This is a genomic window from Catalinimonas alkaloidigena (genome assembly GCF_900100765.1).
Classification (GTDB): Bacteria; Bacteroidota; Bacteroidia; order Cytophagales; family Flexibacteraceae; genus Mooreia; species Mooreia alkaloidigena.
The window spans coordinates 114,946-134,424 of sequence record NZ_FNFO01000006.1 but is presented as its reverse complement, the minus strand read 5'-3'; the positions used below and the strand labels follow the sequence as shown (position 1 = coordinate 134,424).

The window sequence follows — 19,479 nt, the reverse complement described above, 5'->3', positions numbered from 1 at the left end:
GGCAGGAGGAAGTGTACGTGTGCGCAGATTACAACGGCTGAGGCCAGTAACATCGGGGGCATCGGGCGGACTGGCAGCACAAGTGCCACACCGCGGAGCGACCCCGCAGGCTACCGACTACCCGCCACTAGTGGGAAGCAACCTGCATTCGGCAGGCCACGCCCTCTACGGCGTCCGTTGACAGCTTGCAAGCACCGTACGTTCGGATCAGGCCCGCTTGGGCGGTGGGGTGGGAATGGACAGAGCAGGAGATAAGGGCGACTGCACGTGGCACGTCGCTGTTGGGAGCGCCTCGTCGACCGGCCGCCGGAACTGCAGCGGCATGGTGCGCAGGGGCAGGTACTCTTTCAGAAAACTGAGTAGAATCACTTCCGACGAACCGCCTTTGCGGTGCGCCAGGTCCAGCCCCTGGGTCCGTACGTGGCGGGCCAGCTCCTGGTAGAGTTGCGCTTTGCGGGCGTCGGTGAGGCAGTACGTATAGATGGTGTCGTTTTCCAGCTTCCACTTGACCATTTCGTAGAACTGCCCCTGGTACTCGAAGTTGCCTTCGGCGCGGGCAAAGTCCTTGTCGATCTGGTGGTAGAGCGGCACGGGCGACTTGAAAACCAGAAGTTCGCTGTCGGGAATCTGTCCGGCGTCAATGGCTTGCGTCAGTTCGTGGGCCAGCGTCAGGTGGCGGAGGTGGAATTGCACGTAGTACCCCATCATGTTGTACATGAGCAGCGCGAGCAGCAAGAGGGAGAGGGCGCGTTTCAAGGGGGTGATGGGTTGAGGCCAGTCCGACCTGTGCCAAATGTAGTGATTTTCTGATCGCTTCCAAATCGGTCACCCAAATGGCCTCAGAACCTTGTTCTCGCATCGGTCCGGAAAAAGCTCAGCCGTAGGTCGCCGCCCAAGAAGCGCCTTCCAAGTAACCGGGTCAGTTTCATCCCCGAACGATCTCTGCACGAGGGCATTACCAAGCTGCCAGGCACTTGCTCTCTTCCTGATTTTTAGAATCGCAGTTGCATGCCCAGGTGCTGGCCGGAAAAGCGCAACTCCATTTCGAGTCGGCCGGTCGCCGTGGGCACGGCGTTTTGGTTGTACAGCGCTGCCGCTGCGCGGGCGTGCTTGTTGTACGATGCCGTAAAGGGGATCGAAACGGCGATGATGCCCGCGCCGACTCCCGCCAATGCCCAGTTGGGCTGGCCGCCGCCCAGGGCAGTCCCGATCGGCCATCCGACCAGCCCTCCCCCGATAAATCCCAGGACGCTGGCCACGTCGCTCTTGGATTTGGCGATTTGCATTTCCTGGTATGCGGCGGGAGAGCGTTGCGTCAACAGCAACAGTTGTTTGGGCTTCAGGCGGTTCCCCTGGTACATAAAAACGGTGCCGGGGCCTGGTTTGACCGTGATGGAATCCGTGACCGTGACGGCTTGGGCCGAAACCGAAGCGCTGCCGACAAGAAGTACCATCAGCAAAAGAGACAAGCGTAGGTTCATCGCGTTGCAAGTTGAAATGTGGCGTAATCAGATAGGCCGAACATGCTGCCTATTTTATTGCGTGCTCAAAGCAACACAAGATGTTACACCGCTAAAACACAGAGCGTGCCTGTTCCTTACATCCGGGCAAAGCCGGTGCACATTGCGGCAATCGTGCAGGAGCTTGTCTGGTGCAAGCGGCCTTGAATGGTAGCGAAATGAGTAGAGGGAGAAGAGCCGTTTTGAGGAGGAGCGGTTCGCAACCTTGCATCCTGCAAAAGACGCGATTCCATGAGAAGACTGCTGAACACCAGCTCGTGGGTAAGGGCAGGGCACAAAAAAAGGCTTTGTCGTTCTGACAAAACCTTTTAAAGTCGGGGTGGCAGGATTCGAACCTGCGACCCCCTGGTCCCAAACCAGGTGCGCTAACCGGGCTGCGCTACACCCCGATGCCGTAAGGCGGGTGCAAATATAAGTCTTTCTTCGAAACAACCTACAAGGGGTCCCCTTTTTTTCTTGATGCAGGCGGGCGGGAACCGGGTCCTGATTCAGGCAAGCGGAACGGTTCTCCTTGGCAATCAGTAGGATGTACCGAATAATCGGCGGTATAATTAGAAGGAATGTGGGGCATCGGCTACGCAAAGGTTGTCCCTTCCTGGGGGTTTTTATTTCTTCGCTAGTAGAAACAACAGATTATGCTCATGGGAGACATTGACTTTAACATCGATCGCATCTGGGAATTGGTGCAGGTCTACGGCCTCAAACTCATTATGGCGGTCGTTACGCTGATCGTCGGACTGGCCATCATCAAGTTCCTGGTCAATACCTTTCGGAATACGATGATCAAACGAAACGTCGACGCTTCGCTGACGCCGTTTCTGACCAGCATGCTCAAGGCGCTGCTGCAAGTCGCGCTGGTGATTACGGTCGCCACGATGATCGGGATCGAGATGACCTCGTTCATTGCCGTATTGGGCGCTGCCGGCCTGGCCGTGGGACTGGCGCTGCAGGGATCGTTGCAGAACTTTGCGGGGGGCGTGCTGATTTTGTTGCTGCGCCCATTCAAGGTCGGTGACTACATTGTGGCGAACGGCACCGGGGGCTCAGTCCGCGAGATCCAGATTTTCCATACCGTACTGAAAACGCCCGACAACGTCACGATCTACATGCCGAACGGTCCGTTGGCGAATACGGAAATCACCAACTATTCGGTGGAGGCACAGCGACGTGTGGACTTTGTGTTCGGCATCGGCTACGGAGACGACATCGACAAGGCACGCCGGATCATCAACGAGGTGATCGACGCCGACGCGCGTTTTCTGAGCGAACCGGCGCGACAGGTGGTGGTGTCTGAGCTTGCCGACAGTTCCGTCAACTTTACCGTCCGGGTTTGGGCCAACGCGTCCGACTACTGGGGCCTGAAATTCGATACGACCGAGAAAATCAAGAAAGAATTCGATCGGCAGGGCATCAACATTCCGTTTCCGCAGCGTGATGTGCACATCTACCAGCACACCGTGCCGGCTAACGGCAACGGCACTTCGCAAGAGAAACCCACCGTGGGATAAGCGAACTATGTAGTACAAAAAAGGCTCGCTTCCTCTTTGGAAGCGAGCCTTTTTCGATGGGGAAAACTCTTGTTCAGCGTCTTTTCGAGGCCAGTGCGCTATCGACCGAAAAACGCCCGCTTCCCGTCAGGAACAGCACGACGAACACCACGAGGTACAGCAGCGATAACTCTTTCCGCCCGAACGGATCGTCTCCGTGGGCGATGAACGCCGCCGTCAACATGGTGATGATCAGCGGGATAACTGCCAGCCGGGTACCCAGTCCTAAAATTACCAGCAGCGAGCAGATGAATTCGGCAAAGGCGGCTAGGATTAAGGAAGCGGCCGGTCCCAGCCCCAAGGGATCACCGAACTCGAAGTTGCCTTCGAGCACTTTCATAAACTTGGGATAACCGTGCGATAGCATAAAACCGGCGGGAAACACCCGGAGCAGCAAGGTGGCGATGTCGAGGTTGTTGCTGTCGTGTTTCGTGCTGAAAAGTTTACTCATGAAATCAGATTTGGGTTTGCTTGAAAAGGTAAAAGTACGGGAGAATCAAAAATCTCCGCCGCCTTCCTCTTCAAAGGCATCCCGGTTGCGACCTCTTTCGTTTTTGCGCTGGTTGAGACGGTAGTTGAACGTGACCAGCGCCTGTCGCGACCGCCACTGAAACGTTGAGGTGGAGTAGTACCCCTCGCGCTCCACAATGCTGCGCCGTTTGCGGGTGTTGAGCAGATCCTGCACGCTGAACACAAGAGTGCCGTTGCCCTTCAGAATGTCGCGGGAAAGTCCCAGATCAATGGCGTAGGTGGACAGGTCGCGTCCCTGTGGGGTACGTTGGGGAGCGCGGTAGTTGATGCCCGCCTGAAACTCCCAGGTTTGCCACAGCGTCATCTGCGACGTAGAACGGGTCTGCCACGTGTAGGTATCGCTGAAGAGGCGCTGCTCCTGGTAAGTCCCTTCCGTAATGGCCCGGTAGAAGTTGAAGTTGGTGTTCAGCCGCCACCACTTCCAGGGCGAATACGAGACGTTGCCCTCCAGCCCGTAGGCGTTTTGCGTAGCGAGGTTGACCGGAAACATCCGGCTGAACCCGACGGAGTCGACCAGCACAATGCGTTCGATCACCCCGGTGCGGTACCGGTAATACCCGCTGGCCAGCAGCGAACCGTTGTCCCAGTTCAGCAGATAGCCGCCTTCGATCGAGTGGGTGTATTCGGGGTTGAGGTTCGGGTTGCCCACGCGCAACGAACGGTTGTCGCTAAAGCCGGAGTACGGGAGCAGATCGCGGAACCCCGGCCGACTCAGGCGGTAGCTGTAGCTAAGCTGAATGGACTTTTCGGGCGTGAGGGCGTACGAAAAATGCGTACTGGGAAACAGGTTGAAATACTGGCGGTTGTTCACCAGATTGTCGTCGGGAAGGTCGGTCGTGATGTCGGAATATTCGCCCCGCAGGCCCCCCTGAATCGAGAACTTGCTGAACTTCTCGGAGGCCATCAGGTAACCCGCATGAATGCGCTCCGTGTAGATCAGGTTGTTGTCGTAGCTCGACAGAATGCCCCAGTTGCCCACTTCGTCCTGTTGCTCTACCGAAAAGTCGTTGTGCAGAATACGGTTGGTGCTGCGTACCCCGGTTTCCCACTTGCCTTTTTCGCTGAAAGGATGCACGTAATCGGCCTGAAACAGCCAATTGCGCTCGTCTTCCGTATTGCGGGAGCGCTGGCGCAGCACGTCGGGCAGCCCAAGTTCCCGCTGTTGAAATTCGGCCTTTTCGATTTCGTCCTGTTCGATCCATTTGAAGTCGGCCGTCAGCAGCCGCCCCTTGCGGTCAAATTCGTGGCGGTAGCTAAAGGTGGTTTCCACGTTGGTGCGCGGCTCGGCTTCCTGTTCCTGCCGCAGTACGGTGCGAAGCAGTTCGTCGCGCTCGCCGAAGTCGCGGTATTCGTATTCCGACGTGTTGTTACCGTCGGCCAGCCGCAGGAACACCGACGCCGTCAGGATATCCTGTTCGGTCAGGAAGTAGTCCAGGCCGGCCTGCACGTTGTGCGACAAACCGCCACGTGTGCGGGTGCTGGTCTGTTCGTAAGCATACAGGGTATCGTCCGAAAAAAAGCGCTGGTACGAGCTGCCGCGCCCGGGACTTTTGCGGTAGTTGATGCCGTAGCTGGTAAAGAGGTTGAACTTTTCGCGCCGGAAGTTGAGGTTGAACGAGCCGCCGTGGTTGGCCGGATAGCCCACGTTGGCCGAAAACGAGCCGTTCACCCCGCGCTGACTCTCTTTTTTCAGGATGATGTTGATGATGCCGACTTCGCCCTCGGCATCGTAGCGCGACGAAGGATTTGTGATGACTTCGATGCTTTCGACCAGGTTGCCCTGCAACTGCCGCAGCGCGTCGGGCCCTACCAGTCCCGAGGGTTTGCCGTTGACCAGAATCCGCACGTTGCCGCTGCCGCGCAGGCTGACGTTGCCGTCGACGTCGACCGCTACGGACGGCACGTTGTTGAGGATGTCGGCCGCATTGCCACCGATGTTGGCCAGGTCTTGCCCCACGTTGAACACCCGCTTGTCGAGTTCCAGTACCATCTGACTTTTCTGGCCCTTCACCACCACTTCTTCCAGGTATTCGGCATCGGAGCGGAGCGTCAGCGTCCCCAGCGCGAGGTCCCGGTTGGTAACCTGGACGTTCGGAATCAGCTTCTCGGCATACGACAGTACCGTTACCTTGACGTAGTACTGACCCGGCTTGGCTTTGATGGCAAACTGCCCGGCGGCATCCGACACGGCACCGGTCACGAGCACAGAATCAGCCGACTGGTACAAGGCCACGTTCCCGAACGGAATGGGCGCTTTCTGGTCGTCCTGCAGGGTACCTCGGATGGAAAAAGTAGCGGTCTGCGCTTGTGCAACTTCTAAAACCAGCAGCATCAGCAAGCCACTGAAAAAGCATAAAGGTGTTCGCATGGCGGATCAGAAAAATGAGCACTCAAAAGTCGCAACACATTTTAAAGAGAATTTGAAGTTGTGCCCCTAGCGCGCCTGGGTTTGTTTGAGCCGAACGAGGGCGTCCATCACGGCTTCGGCTTCGGCCGTTTTTAGCGCGAACGCTTTCATGTCGCCCTTCCGCTGGATGTCGCGGGCTTCTTCCATGAGCTTTTCGTATTGCAGTTCGAGCTTTTCTACTTCGGTTCGTTTTCTGAGGAGTCCAAACATAATCGTGTTTTGCTAGGGTTATCTACTTCAGTAAACTGACAGAAGGGCTTAGGGTTTAGCCCATAGCGTAATAAATTCCTGGAATGTTGCAACGCCGAAGTCCGGGAGCTGATCGACCGCCTCCAGCGGCAGCCTTCGGCTCAGTTTCAGAAAAGCACCCTGCGCCACCAGGGCCTCGCGCCGGGCGTCCGGCAGGGCGGTCAGCCGCTGGTAATTGTCGTCTTCAAAATGGTATTCCCACGGCGAGTCGTGGACGCAGACCCACCAGTCGGGCTCTGCTCGTGACAGGAGCCGGCGTTGTAACACGGGGCGAATCTGGTCGAGAAATACGCCCTGCAGGTGGAGTGTGCAGCTGAACCCGTGGCCCCACCAGAACATGGTGCGGTAAGCGAACGTGGTGTCGTGCCGGAACAGCCGGGGGTAGTCGAGAATGAGGTAGGGCAGCAGCCGGTAATTTTCGCCGCGCGAAATTTTGCCGGGGCGTTCGTCCCAGCCGGCGGGAAATGCCGCGGCCTGTGCCTCAACGGTCTGGCGTAAGGCGCGGTGCAACTTCCCCAGCTGACCGGCGACTTTTTGAGTGACCTGATGCTTGAGGTAAAAGAAGGTAGGATCGGAAGCGACGCGCAGTTCGTCCGACGTAAAACGAGTAGTCATGCACTACAGTACGGAAAAGCGGCGCGTGGATGTTCGCCGCCGGGGGAGAACGGAAAGCGCACCGGAAGGCCTTCGGTGTGGAAGGCGTTCCGGTGCGCGTCAGAGCCATGCGAGGCAGCCGAGTGGTTATTCCAGCAGCAGACCTTCCGACTCCAGTTCTTTCCACGCCAGGGCGCTGGCACCCAGCACGGCCGCATTTTTGTCCATCAGCTCGGACGGCAGAATCTTGACCTTGTTTTTGTAGATGTTGAGCAGATTGGCCTCCATGTGGCGCTGCGTAGGGTAGAAAATCAGCTCGTTCGCCTGGGCCAGCCCGCCGAATAGGAAAATGGCTTCGGGGCTGGTGTGCGCCACCGTGTCGGCCAGTTTCTGTCCCAGAATCCGCCCGGTGTACTCGAAGGCTTCGATGGCCACGCGGTCGCCGCGCCGGGCCGCCTCCGAAATCATGTAGGCCGTCAGGTCGTTGAACGGCACGTTGCGCAGTTCGCTCGACTCGTTGAAGTCGGCCAGCAGTTTGTAGACCGTACGCTTGATGCCCGTTGCCGACACGTACGTCTCCAGGCAACCTTTGCGGCCGCAGCCGCAGTGGCGCCCGTCAGGATTCACGGTGATGTGCCCCAGTTCTCCGGCAAAGCCGTCGTGGCCGTAGACCAGTTCGCCGTTCACCACCAGGCCACTGCCCAGGCCGGTGCCCAGCGTAATGACGACGAAGTTCTTCAGGCCTTTGGCGCCGCCATAGACCATCTCGCCGACGGCCGCCGCGTTGGCGTCGTTGGTCAGCACAATGGGCACGTCGAAATACCCTTTCATCATTTCGACGAACGGCACCACGCCCGGCCACGTCAGGTTGGGTGCGTACTCAATGGTGCCCCGGTAGTAGTTGGCGTTAGGCGCACCGATGCCGATGCCGATGAGCCGCATTTTCTGTCCGGATTTCTTCTCGTGATCGTTGTAAATCTGTCGGATTTTGCTGTTGAGGGACCGCAGGTACTCTTCGCACGTCGGGTGCACTTTGGTGGGAAGGGTCGATTCGGTCAGGATGTTGCCCAGTCGGTCGACGAGGCCAAACGCCGTGTTGGTACCGCCAATGTCGATACCCAGCGTTACAGGGATAGGTTGAGGGTGCGTCATGGAAAAAGAACTAAACTCGCCGCCGAAGATACAAAAGAGCGGCGTAGTGGACGCGAATTGATGGAATCGGCAGGGGCGTGGGGGCGTACGATCGGTGGTCCGGCAAAAAATCCACGCACCAGCTCACGCATGCACGCAGCCACTCAGTTGCGCGTGGCCTGAAAGCTCTGGTAGCAGTCGCTGATGGCGAGGCGGAGGTCATATTCGGTGGCCGATGCCACGAATTCGGCTTCCAGACGGCAGTAGTTCATAAAATCTTTCAGCGAGTCGCCTTCCAAACCGGTGACGTCCTGTACCAATTCTTCGTTGAATTTGGTGGCCAGTAGTCGCTCAAAATTCTGTTGCCGCTCCAGCACCCGCACTTTGCGTTCCTGTTTGGCTCGTTTGTCGAACTTGCTGTAGATCAGCGAAACGGGGTTCAAAATGGTCGGTTTCACGGGCTTGATCGGCCCTTCGTAGCGGTCTACGCCGGTCATGTTCACCTTGGGTTCTTCGGGCAGGTCCAGCGCCAGAAACTTCTCCTTGAACGCCTTCAGATCGCCGCGTTCAAACACGAAGGTCTCCAGTTCGTAAGTGCGTGGCAGCAGAAGAATGTCGACCAACGCGTCGGGACGGGCCGATACCGTGAGCGTATCCGAATAAAATCCGACGGCCGAAACCACTACCGTGTCGTTCAGATGTACCGGCAGGCGGAAAAAACCCGTCTCGGTGGCCGAGACACCTTCGTGCGTCGACAGGTTCATCACGTGGGCGCCGGGCACCGGTTGCAAACTATCGCGGGACAGCACGTGCCCCATCAGAGGCGACTCGGCCGACTGCCCCCAGGCGCAGGTCCAGGATAGGAGAAAAACCAGAAAAATGGGGAGAACAGCTTTCATACGATCTTACAAACGGTCCGAAAGTTAGAAAGATTGGACGGGATTTTCAGCGATTCCCTGAAAAGAGGTGTCGGGCACTATTTTTCACTCGGATGTGTTCTGTTATTGATGCAAAAGTGCGCTAAAATTGCGCCAGATTGTTATTTTTGCCCATTGTTTAACTAAATCTTAACACGTGCCTGAGGAAATTACGAGCGGTGCTTATTCCGCTGATAATATCCAGGTACTGGAGGGTCTGGAGGCAGTACGGAAACGTCCTGCCATGTATATCGGTGATATCGGTATCAAGGGCCTGCACCACCTGGTATGGGAAGTGGTCGATAACTCTATCGACGAAGCTCTCGCGGGATACTGCGACGAGATTCACGTAACCATCAATACTGATAACTCCATTACCGTTCGCGACAACGGTCGGGGCATTCCTACCGGGATGCACTCGCGCGAAGGGCGTTCCGCCCTGGAAGTCGTCATGACGGTCCTCCATGCCGGAGGGAAATTTGACAAAGACACCTACAAAGTATCGGGCGGTCTGCACGGCGTCGGGGTTTCCTGCGTCAACGCGCTTTCGATCGACCTCCGGGCTACGGTCTACCGGGAAGGGAAAATCTGGCAACAGGAGTATTCCCGCGGGGTGCCGCTGTATCCGGTCAAGGTGATCGGCGAAACGGAAGAAAACGGCACCGAAGTACACTTCCTGCCCGATCCGACCATCTTTGCCATTACGGACTACAAATACGAAACGGTCGCGACGCGCCTGCGCGAGCTGGCGTTTCTGAACCGGGGCATCCACATCCATCTGACGGACCTGCGGGATCTGGACGAAGAAGGAACGCCCAAAAAAGACGACTTCTTCTCGGAAGGCGGGCTGCGCGAGTTTGTCCAGTACCTGGATTCAACGCGCGACCACCTGATTCAGGAGCCCATCTACGTGGAAGGACAGCGGGGCGATGTGCCCGTCGAAGTGGCCATCCTCTATAACAACTCCTACGCAGAGAACGTCTTCTCGTACGTCAACAACATCAACACGATCGAAGGCGGCACCCACGTGTCGGGTTTCCGCCGGGCGTTGACGCGTACGCTGAAGTCATATGCCGATAAGTCGGGGCTGTTGGATCGGGTCAAAGTCGACATTTCGGGCGATGACTTCCGCGAAGGACTGACGGCCATTATTTCGGTCAAAGTGGCCGAGCCGCAATTCGAAGGACAGACCAAAACCAAACTCGGTAACTCCGACGTGATGGGTGCGGTCGAGTCGTGCGTGAGCGAGGCCCTGTCCGACTACCTGGAAGAGCATCCGAAAGAGGCCAAAACCATCATCGGAAAAGTGGTGCTGGCGGCACAGGCGCGCCACGCGGCCCGCAAAGCCCGCGAAATGGTTCAGCGCAAAAACGTCCTGACCGGCACCGGGCTACCCGGCAAGCTGGCCGACTGCGCCGACACCGATCCCGAAAACGCCGAGTTGTACCTGGTGGAGGGTGACTCCGCGGGTGGTTCGGCCAAACAAGGCCGCGACCGGAAGTTTCAGGCCATTCTGCCGCTGCGCGGAAAAATCCTGAACGTAGAAAAGGCGCAGGAGCACAAGATTTACGACAACGAGGAAATCAAAAACATGATTACCGCGATGGGCGTAAGCTTCGGCACCGAAGACGACGAAAAGGCGCTGAACCTCACGAAGTTGCGTTATCACAAGATCGTGATCATGACCGACGCCGACGTGGACGGTAGCCACATTCGGACGCTGATCCTGACGTTCTTCTTCCGTTACATGCGCGACATCATCGACAAGGGCTACCTCTACATTGCCCAGCCCCCGCTGTACCTCCTGAAAAGAGGCAAAGACGAGCGGTACTGCTGGTCGGAAGCGCAACGCGAACAGACCGTGCGCGAGATGGTCGGCGAAGGCAAAGAAGATTCTGTACACGTGCAGCGCTACAAGGGTCTGGGTGAGATGAACCCGGAACAGTTGTGGGAAACCACCATGAACCCGGAGAAGCGTACGCTGAAGCAGGTCACGATCGAGTCGGCCGCCGAATCGGATCACCTGTTCTCCATGCTGATGGGCGACGAAGTCGCGCCGCGGCGGGAGTTTATCGAGAAAAACGCGAAGTACGCCAACATTGATACCTAAGCGGCGCACGCGCCGGCAAGAGCGGCGTCTCGTTCGCAAAACGTTCCTGTCTGCGCTGCAAACCTTTCTTTCTAAAGCCGTTGCCCGTGTGCAACGGCTTTTTTGTCTTTATATTTGTTTGCGAACGCCAAGGCGGCTTTCTCTCGGACCGAAACCGCCGACCAACAACCTTCTACCTTTAACCGATATCGGCATGCCCAATAAAAAAATACAGGAACAGATTCTGAGCAGTAACCTGGTCAGCAGGGATCTGAGCTGGATTCAGTTCAACTACCGCGTACTGGATCAGGCCCGCGATCCGGAAAAGACCGTCTTCGAACGCCTTAAGTTTCTGGCCATTACGGCCTCAAACTTCGATGAGTTCTTCATGATACGCGTGGGCAGTCTGTATAACTACCTCGACTACGGCAAAGAGCGTGTCGACTACTCGGGCCTGCGCGAGAAACCCTTCCGGGCGGCAATGTTGCACGAAGCCCAAGATTTCTTCCAGCAGCAGTACGAATGCTTCACCGAAGAACTGATGCCGCAGTTTACGGAGAATGGCTTTGGTCTTATCAAGGTCGAGGACCTCACCAACAAGGAGCGCGAAAAAGTGCTGGCCTATTTCGTACGCACCATCTTCCCGATGCTCACGCCGATGGTGTTCGACCAGTACCACACTTTCCCGATCCTGATGAACCGGATTCTGATTTTTGGGGTGGTGACCAGTAGCCCGAACGATCAGAAAGCACAAAAGAAAATCTCGTTCGTGCAGATTCCGCAAAACCTGCCGCGTTTCTACGAAATTGACCGGGGCGATGCCATCGCCTTTCTGCCGATCGAGGAGATCATCCGCTGGCAGATCGAAAAGCTCTACCGCAACGTACGCATCGAATCGACCGACCTGTTCCGCATTACCCGCAACGGCGATTTCTCGCTGGAAGAGAGCGACGACCTGGAAGAGGATTTTGTAGACGAAGTGAAACGGAAGCTGAAGACGCGCCGGACGGGCCGTGTGGTGCGCATCGAAGTGGAAGACAATTACTCTTCGTACATGATGCGCGTGTTGAAGAGTCGCTGGGAGCTGGATAATGATAATATCTTCATTACCAATCAGTTACTAGATTTGACGGGCCTGTGGCAGATCATCGGTCACGTGGATTTCCGCGACAAAGTACCGACTCCACCGCTGCCTGTACTGCCGCTGACGGGCAAACTTTCGCCCGATGAAGGGCTGTTCGAATACCTGAAAACGCACGACATTCTGCTGCATCATCCGTATAACCGCATCGATCCGCTGGTGCAGTTGCTGGAAGAGTCGGCCGAAGATCCGCAGGTGCTGGGCATCAAAATCACGATCTACCGCCTGGCAAAAGAGTCGCGGGTGACCAACGCGTTGCTGAAGGCCGCTGAAAACGGCAAGCACGTCTCGGTGCTGTTCGAGGTGAAGGCTCGCTTCGACGAAGAGAATAACATTCGGGAGGCGCAGCGCCTGCAAAAGGCGGGTTGCTTCGTGATTTACGGCGTCGGCAGCGTAAAAACCCACACCAAACTGATGCTGATCGTCCGCAAAGAGGGCGAGAAAGTGACGCGCTACGTCCATTTGTCGAGCGGAAACTACAACGAAGATACGGCGCGGCTGTACACCGACATCGGGCTGTTGACGACCAACGAAATTTATGCTCACGACGTCTCGGAATTTTTCAACGTCATTACGGGCCATTCCAGCCCGAACGAGTACCATTACCTGCTGACCGCCCCGCGCGACATGCGCGACGGACTGATCAACCTGATTCGGCACGAAGCCAAAAACGCGCAGGAAGGCTTGCCCAGCGGCATTGTGATCAAGGTCAACTCGCTGGAAGACAAAGAGTCGATCGAAGCCTTGTATGCCGCTTCGCAGGCCGGGGTGCCCATTCGGCTGATTGTGCGCGGCATCTGCTGTTTGCGTCCCGGCCGCCCCGGACTCAGCGAAAACATCACCGTGCGTTCCATCGTCGGCGAGTTTCTGGAGCACGGTCGTCTGTATTATTTCCACAACGCTGGCGAGCCGAAAGTATTTGGCGGAAGCGCCGACATGATGACGCGCAGCTTTACCCGGAGAATCGAATCCCTCTTCCTGATGGTGGATGACAAGGTGAAACAGGAAGCCATCAACATCCTGGATTTCAACCTGAAAGACAACGTGAATGCTTACCTGATGGAAGAAGACGGGCAGTACGTGAAGCGACTTCCGGGCAAAGGCGAGCAACCTTTCAACATTCACCGGGAGTTCTACAACGTGACCGAAGAAACGGTCGCGGCCGCTTCGCTGTTCGACGACCTGGAGGTGAAAAACGATGATCCGTCGGAGCGGCCGGCGGACAAGACCGTGAACATCGATTCATGAGGCACGGATGGCTGTCGCCACTGGGGGCGCTCTGGGGACAGATCGCCCGGGGGCGACACGCGCTCTACGACCGGGGGTGGATGCGCTCCACGTCCTTCGATCGTGCGTTGGTTGCGGTCGGGAACCTGACCGTGGGCGGTACCGGCAAAACGCCGCACGTAGAATACCTGATTCGGGCCTTGCAGCCGCACTACCGCGTGGCGGTAGTAAGCCGGGGCTACGGCCGTCGGACCAAAGGGTTTCGCCTGACTACGGCTGCCGATAATGCAGCTACTGTGGGCGATGAGCCCCTCCAGATCTACCAGAAGTTTAACGGAGAAGTGCCGGTTGCGGTGGCGGAAGAACGGGCCGTGGCCATTCCGAACCTGCTGGCCGATTATCCGGAGGTGCAGGTGATTCTGCTGGACGATGCGTTGCAACATCGGGCCATCCGTCCCGACGTACGCCTGCTGCTGACCGATTTCAACCGACCTTTTTACCAGGACTATCCGCTACCGGCCGGGCGTCTGCGCGAGTTTCCGACCGAAGCCCGACGGGCCGATGCCTGCCTGATGACGAAATGTCCGCCCGCGCTTTCGCGGTCGCAGCAAACGGCACTGGAATCCGAGCTGCGTGCTTTTGTGGCACCCGACGCCCCGGTGCATTTCACGACGTTGTCGTACGGAACGCCGGTGCCGCTCCTCGCCAACGGCCTGCCGTTGGGGCGTCGGGTGGTGTTGTGCAGCGGCCTGGCGCAGCCCGCACCGTTGCGTGCGTACGCCCAAGAACAGTGGGATGTGGTGGCCGAGGAAACGTTTCGGGATCACCATCGCTATACCCCACGTGACTTGCGCCGTCTGGCCGACCTGGCGCGATCCTTGCGCGCTTCGCTGCTGAGCACCGAAAAGGACGCAGTCAAATGGCAGGACGAAGCTTTAAAGTCGCTCCTGATTGAGGTGCCGGTATACTGCCTGCCCATCGAACCGCGTTTTGTTTCGAACGAGGGCGATTTTCTCGCGTGGCTGCGTCGCCGCATCGATCAGAAACTTGGCAATTAGTTTATAAGTTTGCGCGTGATTTTACGAAAAACCGTATGGCTGTTGTGTGCCTGTCTTCTGCTGGCCAGCCAGGCAACCGCTCAAATTCTGGACGATTCTACCAAACAGGTGTACGGTCCTTTTTCTACCCGTTATCGGTTGGAGCGTGATCTTTTCAACGGTACGGACACGCTCTACACCATCGACACGACCTACAACGCTTATCACGATTACCTCTTCGAGTATCAGAACGGGCGGCTGTACCACAACCTTGGCGAAATGGGCACGGCGATGGAGCCGCTCTACTACGAACTCCCCGAAACCCCCGGGGTCGACCTAGGCATGCATGCTTTCGATGGGTACGCCTTTCAGCCCTCGGACGTGCGCTATTTCGACACGCGTTCGCCTTTCTCGTCGCTCTATTACGTGCAGGGAACGGCGGGCCAACAAATGCTCATCACGACCCTCTCGCGCAACATCACCCCGACCTGGAACGTGGGTCTGCGCTGGCGACGGATGTCGTCCGACAAACAGCTCGACGCCAACAACCGCGACAAACGTTCGGACGACCACGGGCTGGTGATCCAGTCCAGTTACCATACACCGGACAACCGCTACTGGGCGCTGGTGAGCTTTCTGCACCTGAATCACCAGGTCAGCGAATCGGGGGGGATTCTGCCCGATCCGGGCGATACGCAGGACAGCCTGTTCGACTACGAGCAGGAACGTGTCCGGCTGAGCGCTACAGCCTCTAACCGCGACAAACGCAACCAGTGGCACCTCTACCAGCAGTTTAACCTGGACCCGCAAAAGGGCGTGCAGTTGTTTCACATCCTGGACCAGAAACGGCATTGGGACCGCTACATCGACGATGAGGTAAACCGGGAAGTGACGTTGATTAACGGCGAAGTGTTCCGCACCGCCACCGATTTCTATCCTCATGTGTACCTGAGTGCGACTTCTACTCAGCATAAGGTCGATTTCGCCGCGCTGGAAAATACGCTTGGGACCAAGGGGCGCCTTCTGGGTTTTCAGTACAGCTTCTACTATTTCCGGCGTGACCTCTGGTACGACCAACCTTATGCCGACTTGTTAACGCCTAAAAATGAAGGGTATGGCGGGGCTACGCTCAAGTACTTCCTGAATGACTCCAACTACGTTGAAACCGAAGGATTGTACCAATTGGCGGGGGCGTATCGCTTCGCCGGGCGGTTCAACACCAACTGGCTCAACGTCGAGTACGTGCGGCAACGCAGCGCGCCGCCTTTGCTGGCGCAGTCGTACGTCGGGAACCACTTCATCTGGAACAACGAATTCGATTACGTGCGGGGCGACCGGTTACGCGGGCAGGCCCAGTTGCGCCTGCGGCGATTTGCTTTCCGACCCTACGCCGACATCCATACGTTGAACAATTACATTTACTACGGTACCGATGCGCAACCGGCTCAGACGCCGGATCGGTTGTTGACGTTTTCGGCGGGCGTGCAGACCGAGGTGCGTTTCGGGCGCTTTGCGGAAGAGTTACACGCGCGCGTCACGCAGGTGACCGGCCCCGATGTGCTCCGGATGCCGCCCTGGTACTTCCACAACCGATTCTATTACCAGAACAACCTGTTTCAGAACGCCCTCAGCCTGCAAGTGGGGTTCGACGTGCGGATGAAGGGCAGTTACTACGCCAACGCGTACATGCCCGTCACGCAGCAGTTTTACCTGCAAAACGATTTTCTGGTGGAATCGTACCCGATCGTCGATTTGTTCATGAACGCCCGGATCAAGCGCGTGAATTTGTTTCTGAAACTCAGCCAGATCAACCAGGGGTATCCGGCCAACGGCTACTTCATGACGCCCTATTATCCGGGCATGCAGCGGAGCTTTGTGTTCGGCGTTCACTGGCAGTTTTTTGATTAGCGGTTGATTTGCCCCATCGGCAGTGTTCTAATTGATACGCCGTTGCACTACCTTTAACATCACAGCCGGAATTCTGCTGAAAGGCTTTTTCCACGTGCTGTATGGCATTCTGTAACTGATTCATTTACCCCATGTTAGGACTTAAACTACCGACCGACCCGCGTTGGGTCGATGTGGCCAGCAAAAACCTGGAGGAGATTCTGGTCGATCATGCGTACTGCGAACAAAAGGCGGCCTCGTCGGGTATCTCACTGATTGTACAATACCCGGATCGGGAAAAGCTGGTGGCCGTGCTGACCGACGTAGTAACCGAAGAGTGGAACCACTTCGAGCGGGTGCTGGCGCAACTGCGCGAACGCGGCATGAAACTGGGGCGTCAGCGGAAAGACGAGTACGTGGTGGCCCTGAGTCAGCACGTGCGCAAGGGCGGCCATCCCGACGAACAGTTTCTCGACAAACTCCTGATGTGTGCGCTGATCGAAGCCCGCAGTTGCGAACGGTTCCGCATCTTGTCCAAAGAAATCGACGACGAAGGGCTCCGCGAATTTTACCATGAACTGATGATTTCGGAGGCGGGGCACTACGTCACGTTCGTCGATCTGGCGAAAGAATACCTGCCGCACGAGATGGTCAAATCCCGGCTTGATGAAATGCTTCAGATCGAGGCAGAAATTATTCATTCATTGGAAGTTAGGGGTGATCGCATGCACTAAAACTTAATGCCTTGCTATGAAGCACGTCGTCTGGTTAAGTTGGCTGATCAGCGTTGCCGCACTGGCACAAACCCCGCTGTCGGGATGGCGGTACCGTACCGAACTGGAAATTGACAATTCCCGAAATCCGGAGGCATTGCAAGCGTATCCGGTTGTGTTCGAACTCAACACCGCCCGGCTGATTGAGCAAGGCAAACTGGGACCCGAGGGAAACGACGTGCGTTTCACCGATGCCGACGGGCAGACGCCGCTGTGCTTCTGGCGAGAGGGGGCCTTGAACCAGGAAGCAACCCGCTATTGGGTCCGTATCCCTTACGTCGCGCCTTACAGCCGTGCGGTCATTTTCCTGTATCACGGCAATCCGCTGGCCGTGGCTTCGCGACAGTATAATTGTACTTTTGCCTTTTTTGATGATTTCGAAGGAACGGAACTCAACCCGCTGCAGTGGGAAAAACGGGGCCGCGGCCAGTATACTTTGCAAGACGGACAATTGCGGGTCGATGCGCAGCGTGAGGACGCCATTTTGCTGTCGCGGCAAGCGTTCGAAAAACCCTTGATAGTAGAAATGCAGGTGACCGATGCTGCGGGACGTTTCACGACGCTCGCTCTTCTTCAGGATGATCGGTTTTCCAACGGCTACGTGCTGGCCCGCGACGGAGCCCGGGAGCGGATGGAACTGACGCTGACCGAAGGGGAGCCCACGCCATGCGGCGGTTACGCGGTATTTTCCAACACGCGCCATGCGGCGTCTGTCGCGCCTGCGGGCTTGTGGTCGCTTTCGTGGATTACCACCAACACCGTATTTGCGCAATGGCCCGACGGTGAAGCGCTGGAACCGAATGCGCTCTGGCAGGAACGTCCGCTGCGGGTCGGCCTGGGCGTGGCGGCGTGTCAGCGGGAAACACAGGGAACGCTGTCGGTCGATTGGGTGCGCGTTCGGAAATTGACGTCGGTGGAGCCGCGGATTACGGTCGGCGCGGAACGTTACTCGGAAGAGCGGCAGGCTCCCGACGCGCCCTGGATGACCTTGCCCGATTCGTCCGATCCTTTGCCGGTCATGAGCCGGTTGTTTTGAAGCAGCGCGTCGTAGGATCTTACAAAAGAAGTGCCGGACGTAAGCCGCTTGTTCCTTACAACTTATACATCATCCCGATTTTCAGGAGGGCGGCGAGGCTGATCGAGTCGGTAATGCGACCGTCCATCGCCATGGCTACGGCTTCGCGCAGGGGGAGTCGGCGGATTTCCAGATCTTCCGTTTCGTCAAAAAGCGTTTCGCCGGGCGTCAGGTCTTCCGCAATGAAGACAAACCCCTCTTCATCGGTAACCGAGTTGGACGTGTGGATGCGCAGCAGTTCCGTCCATTTTTTCGCAGTAAGGCCGGTTTCTTCCTGCAATTCCCGCTTGGCCGCCGTCAGAATGTCTTCGCTCAGCGGCCCGCCGCCCATCGGAATTTCCCACGAGTATTCGTTGAGTGGATAGCGCCATTGCCCCACCAGCCAGGTATGTTGCTCTTCATCGATCGGTACGATGGCCAGCGCCTTGTTTTTGAAACTGACCACGCCGTAAATGCCCTCGCCGCCGCGCGGGTTAATGACCTGGTATTCCCGCACATTGACCCAGGGATTGTCGTAGATCGGCCGCGACGAAAGCGTCTGCCAGTTGTTTTTCTTTTCTTCCATACGTACTGCAAAGGTAATCAGGAGCGGTCAGTTGGCCGTGAGCAATGGGTGTAGTGGCGCTTGGGGCAGAGCGCAGAGCGTGAAGTAGAGGGGAGAGGTCATCCTGTCCAGGATCTGCTTGCGGCGTAGAGCGTAGTTTTGAGTTAGTACACCTTAAGCTTTCACCATTGAACTCCTGACTCACTAACCCCTCAACCGCTAACTTGCCGCATGTTGAAATCCAGCTTTAGCCCGGACCTGATCGAAGCCGGCCTCGACGAAGTAGGGCGGGGGTGTCTGGCCGGTCCGGTGGTGGCGGCCGCCGTTATTTTGCCGAAAGATTTTGCGTTGGAAGGACTGAACGACTCCAAGCTCCTCCGCGAAGCACAGCGCGATCTGCTCGTGCCCCAGATCAAACAGCATGCGCTGGCGTGGGCCATTGCCGAGGCCAGTCCCGCCGAAATCGACGAGATCAACATCCAACAGGCTTCTTACCTGGCGATGCATCGCGCGGTCGATCAGCTTGCGTTGCGGCCGGAACTGCTGCTCGTCGACGGAAACCGCTTCCGTCCGTATCCGTTCATCGCGCACCAGTGTCTCGTGAAGGGCGACCGGACGTACGCGAACATTGCAGCGGCTTCGGTGCTGGCGAAAGACTTTCGCGATGCCCTGATGCGGCAGCACGCGCGGCAGTATCCGCAATACGGGTGGGAAACGAATGTGGCGTATCCGACGCCCACTCACCTGAAGGCGATTCGCGAACACGGGCAAACGCCGTTGCACCGCCGTTCCTTCCGGGTCAAATAGCTT

Annotated in this window: 17 protein-coding genes and 1 tRNA gene; 8 read left to right on the top strand and 10 right to left on the bottom strand. The window is 57.2% G+C overall.

What is annotated here, in order from left to right:
• Window positions 1-207: 207 nt before the first annotated feature.
• The 3 genes from BLR44_RS16080 to BLR44_RS16070 all read right to left on the bottom strand — a co-directional run bounded on the left by BLR44_RS16080 (window position 208) and on the right by BLR44_RS16070 (window position 1,909).
• On the bottom strand, window positions 208-756 hold the full coding sequence (locus tag BLR44_RS16080; RefSeq protein ID WP_143017326.1) for a hypothetical protein: 549 nt from the start codon (window positions 754-756) through the stop codon (window positions 208-210).
• A gap of 236 nt (window positions 757-992) precedes the next feature.
• The gene (locus tag BLR44_RS16075; RefSeq protein WP_143017325.1) at window positions 993-1,481 is read right to left on the bottom strand and encodes a hypothetical protein; all 489 of its coding nucleotides are present in this window, start codon (window positions 1,479-1,481) and stop codon (window positions 993-995) included.
• Window positions 1,482-1,834: 353 nt separating this feature from the next.
• Window positions 1,835-1,909: transfer RNA gene (locus BLR44_RS16070), tRNA-Pro, on the bottom strand.
• Window positions 1,910-2,161: 252 nt separating this feature from the next.
• Between BLR44_RS16070 and BLR44_RS16065 the strand changes: the two genes are divergently transcribed.
• A complete protein-coding gene (locus BLR44_RS16065; protein ID WP_089684157.1) occupies window positions 2,162-3,028 on the top strand; it encodes a mechanosensitive ion channel family protein in 867 nt (288 codons plus the stop codon).
• Between the two features lie 73 nt (window positions 3,029-3,101).
• Here BLR44_RS16065 and BLR44_RS16060 read toward each other — a convergent pair whose 3' ends face one another.
• The 6 genes from BLR44_RS16060 to BLR44_RS16035 all read right to left on the bottom strand — a co-directional run bounded on the left by BLR44_RS16060 (window position 3,102) and on the right by BLR44_RS16035 (window position 8,878).
• The gene (locus BLR44_RS16060; protein WP_089683797.1) at window positions 3,102-3,518 is read right to left on the bottom strand and encodes a DoxX family protein; all 417 of its coding nucleotides are present in this window, start codon (window positions 3,516-3,518) and stop codon (window positions 3,102-3,104) included.
• 45 nt (window positions 3,519-3,563) lie between these two features.
• Complete coding sequence (locus tag BLR44_RS16055) at window positions 3,564-5,966, bottom strand: TonB-dependent receptor (RefSeq protein ID WP_089683795.1); 2,403 nt, start codon at window positions 5,964-5,966, stop codon at window positions 3,564-3,566.
• Between the two features lie 66 nt (window positions 5,967-6,032).
• Window positions 6,033-6,215: a Lacal_2735 family protein gene (locus BLR44_RS16050; RefSeq protein ID WP_089683793.1), complete on the bottom strand. Its 183-nt coding sequence runs from the start codon at window positions 6,213-6,215 to the stop codon at window positions 6,033-6,035.
• Between the two features lie 48 nt (window positions 6,216-6,263).
• Entirely contained in the window at window positions 6,264-6,869 is a 606-nt protein-coding gene (locus BLR44_RS16045) for a hypothetical protein (protein ID WP_089683792.1), read from the bottom strand.
• 126 nt (window positions 6,870-6,995) lie between these two features.
• Window positions 6,996-8,000: an ROK family protein gene (locus BLR44_RS16040; protein WP_089683791.1), complete on the bottom strand. Its 1,005-nt coding sequence runs from the start codon at window positions 7,998-8,000 to the stop codon at window positions 6,996-6,998.
• A gap of 143 nt (window positions 8,001-8,143) precedes the next feature.
• On the bottom strand, window positions 8,144-8,878 hold the full coding sequence (locus BLR44_RS16035) for a carboxypeptidase-like regulatory domain-containing protein (RefSeq protein WP_089683789.1): 735 nt from the start codon (window positions 8,876-8,878) through the stop codon (window positions 8,144-8,146).
• Window positions 8,879-9,053: 175 nt separating this feature from the next.
• On the opposite strand from BLR44_RS16035, the gene gyrB reads away from it, so the two are divergent.
• The 6 genes from gyrB (at window position 9,054) to BLR44_RS16005 (ending at window position 18,086) form a co-directional block, all read left to right on the top strand.
• Window positions 9,054-11,006, top strand: a complete 1,953-nt coding sequence (gene gyrB, locus BLR44_RS16030) for a DNA topoisomerase (ATP-hydrolyzing) subunit B (protein ID WP_089683787.1) — start codon at window positions 9,054-9,056, stop codon at window positions 11,004-11,006.
• A 193-nt stretch (window positions 11,007-11,199) separates the two neighbouring features.
• Window positions 11,200-13,374, top strand: coding sequence for a polyphosphate kinase 1 (gene ppk1 / locus BLR44_RS16025; protein WP_089683785.1), 2,175 nt, complete (start codon window positions 11,200-11,202; stop codon window positions 13,372-13,374).
• The gene (lpxK, locus tag BLR44_RS16020) at window positions 13,371-14,411 is read left to right on the top strand and encodes a tetraacyldisaccharide 4'-kinase (protein WP_089683783.1); all 1,041 of its coding nucleotides are present in this window, start codon (window positions 13,371-13,373) and stop codon (window positions 14,409-14,411) included. The genes ppk1 and lpxK overlap by 4 nt, the downstream gene beginning before the upstream one ends.
• A 15-nt stretch (window positions 14,412-14,426) precedes the next feature.
• The gene (locus tag BLR44_RS16015; RefSeq protein WP_176956078.1) at window positions 14,427-16,298 is read left to right on the top strand and encodes a putative porin; all 1,872 of its coding nucleotides are present in this window, start codon (window positions 14,427-14,429) and stop codon (window positions 16,296-16,298) included.
• Window positions 16,299-16,429: 131 nt separating this feature from the next.
• Window positions 16,430-17,011, top strand: a complete 582-nt coding sequence (locus tag BLR44_RS16010) for a MiaE family protein (RefSeq protein WP_089683779.1) — start codon at window positions 16,430-16,432, stop codon at window positions 17,009-17,011.
• Between the two features lie 16 nt (window positions 17,012-17,027).
• Entirely contained in the window at window positions 17,028-18,086 is a 1,059-nt protein-coding gene (locus BLR44_RS16005) for a DUF2341 domain-containing protein (protein WP_089683777.1), read from the top strand.
• 55 nt (window positions 18,087-18,141) lie between these two features.
• Here the strand turns inward: BLR44_RS16005 and BLR44_RS16000 are convergent, their stop codons facing one another.
• The gene (locus BLR44_RS16000; protein ID WP_089683774.1) at window positions 18,142-18,690 is read right to left on the bottom strand and encodes an NUDIX domain-containing protein; all 549 of its coding nucleotides are present in this window, start codon (window positions 18,688-18,690) and stop codon (window positions 18,142-18,144) included.
• A 210-nt stretch (window positions 18,691-18,900) separates the two neighbouring features.
• On the opposite strand from BLR44_RS16000, the gene BLR44_RS15995 reads away from it, so the two are divergent.
• Window positions 18,901-19,476: a ribonuclease HII gene (locus tag BLR44_RS15995; RefSeq protein ID WP_089683773.1), complete on the top strand. Its 576-nt coding sequence runs from the start codon at window positions 18,901-18,903 to the stop codon at window positions 19,474-19,476.
• Window positions 19,477-19,479 lie beyond the last annotated feature (3 nt).

Coding starts and splice junctions, on each gene's coding strand:
- BLR44_RS15995 (WP_089683773.1), top strand. CDS start 18,901: ATGTTGAAATCCAGCTTTAGCCCGGACCTGATCGAAGCCGGCCTCGAC.
- BLR44_RS16040 (WP_089683791.1), bottom strand. CDS start 8,000: ATGACGCACCCTCAACCTATCCCTGTAACGCTGGGTATCGACATTGGC.
- ppk1 (WP_089683785.1), top strand. CDS start 11,200: ATGCCCAATAAAAAAATACAGGAACAGATTCTGAGCAGTAACCTGGTC.
- BLR44_RS16045 (WP_089683792.1), bottom strand. CDS start 6,869: ATGACTACTCGTTTTACGTCGGACGAACTGCGCGTCGCTTCCGATCCT.
- BLR44_RS16035 (WP_089683789.1), bottom strand. CDS start 8,878: ATGAAAGCTGTTCTCCCCATTTTTCTGGTTTTTCTCCTATCCTGGACC.
- BLR44_RS16050 (WP_089683793.1), bottom strand. CDS start 6,215: ATGTTTGGACTCCTCAGAAAACGAACCGAAGTAGAAAAGCTCGAACTG.
- BLR44_RS16065 (WP_089684157.1), top strand. CDS start 2,162: ATGGGAGACATTGACTTTAACATCGATCGCATCTGGGAATTGGTGCAG.
- BLR44_RS16000 (WP_089683774.1), bottom strand. CDS start 18,690: ATGGAAGAAAAGAAAAACAACTGGCAGACGCTTTCGTCGCGGCCGATC.
- BLR44_RS16005 (WP_089683777.1), top strand. CDS start 17,028: ATGAAGCACGTCGTCTGGTTAAGTTGGCTGATCAGCGTTGCCGCACTG.
- BLR44_RS16075 (WP_143017325.1), bottom strand. CDS start 1,481: ATGAACCTACGCTTGTCTCTTTTGCTGATGGTACTTCTTGTCGGCAGC.
- BLR44_RS16055 (WP_089683795.1), bottom strand. CDS start 5,966: ATGCGAACACCTTTATGCTTTTTCAGTGGCTTGCTGATGCTGCTGGTT.
- lpxK (WP_089683783.1), top strand. CDS start 13,371: ATGAGGCACGGATGGCTGTCGCCACTGGGGGCGCTCTGGGGACAGATC.
- BLR44_RS16010 (WP_089683779.1), top strand. CDS start 16,430: ATGTTAGGACTTAAACTACCGACCGACCCGCGTTGGGTCGATGTGGCC.
- BLR44_RS16060 (WP_089683797.1), bottom strand. CDS start 3,518: ATGAGTAAACTTTTCAGCACGAAACACGACAGCAACAACCTCGACATC.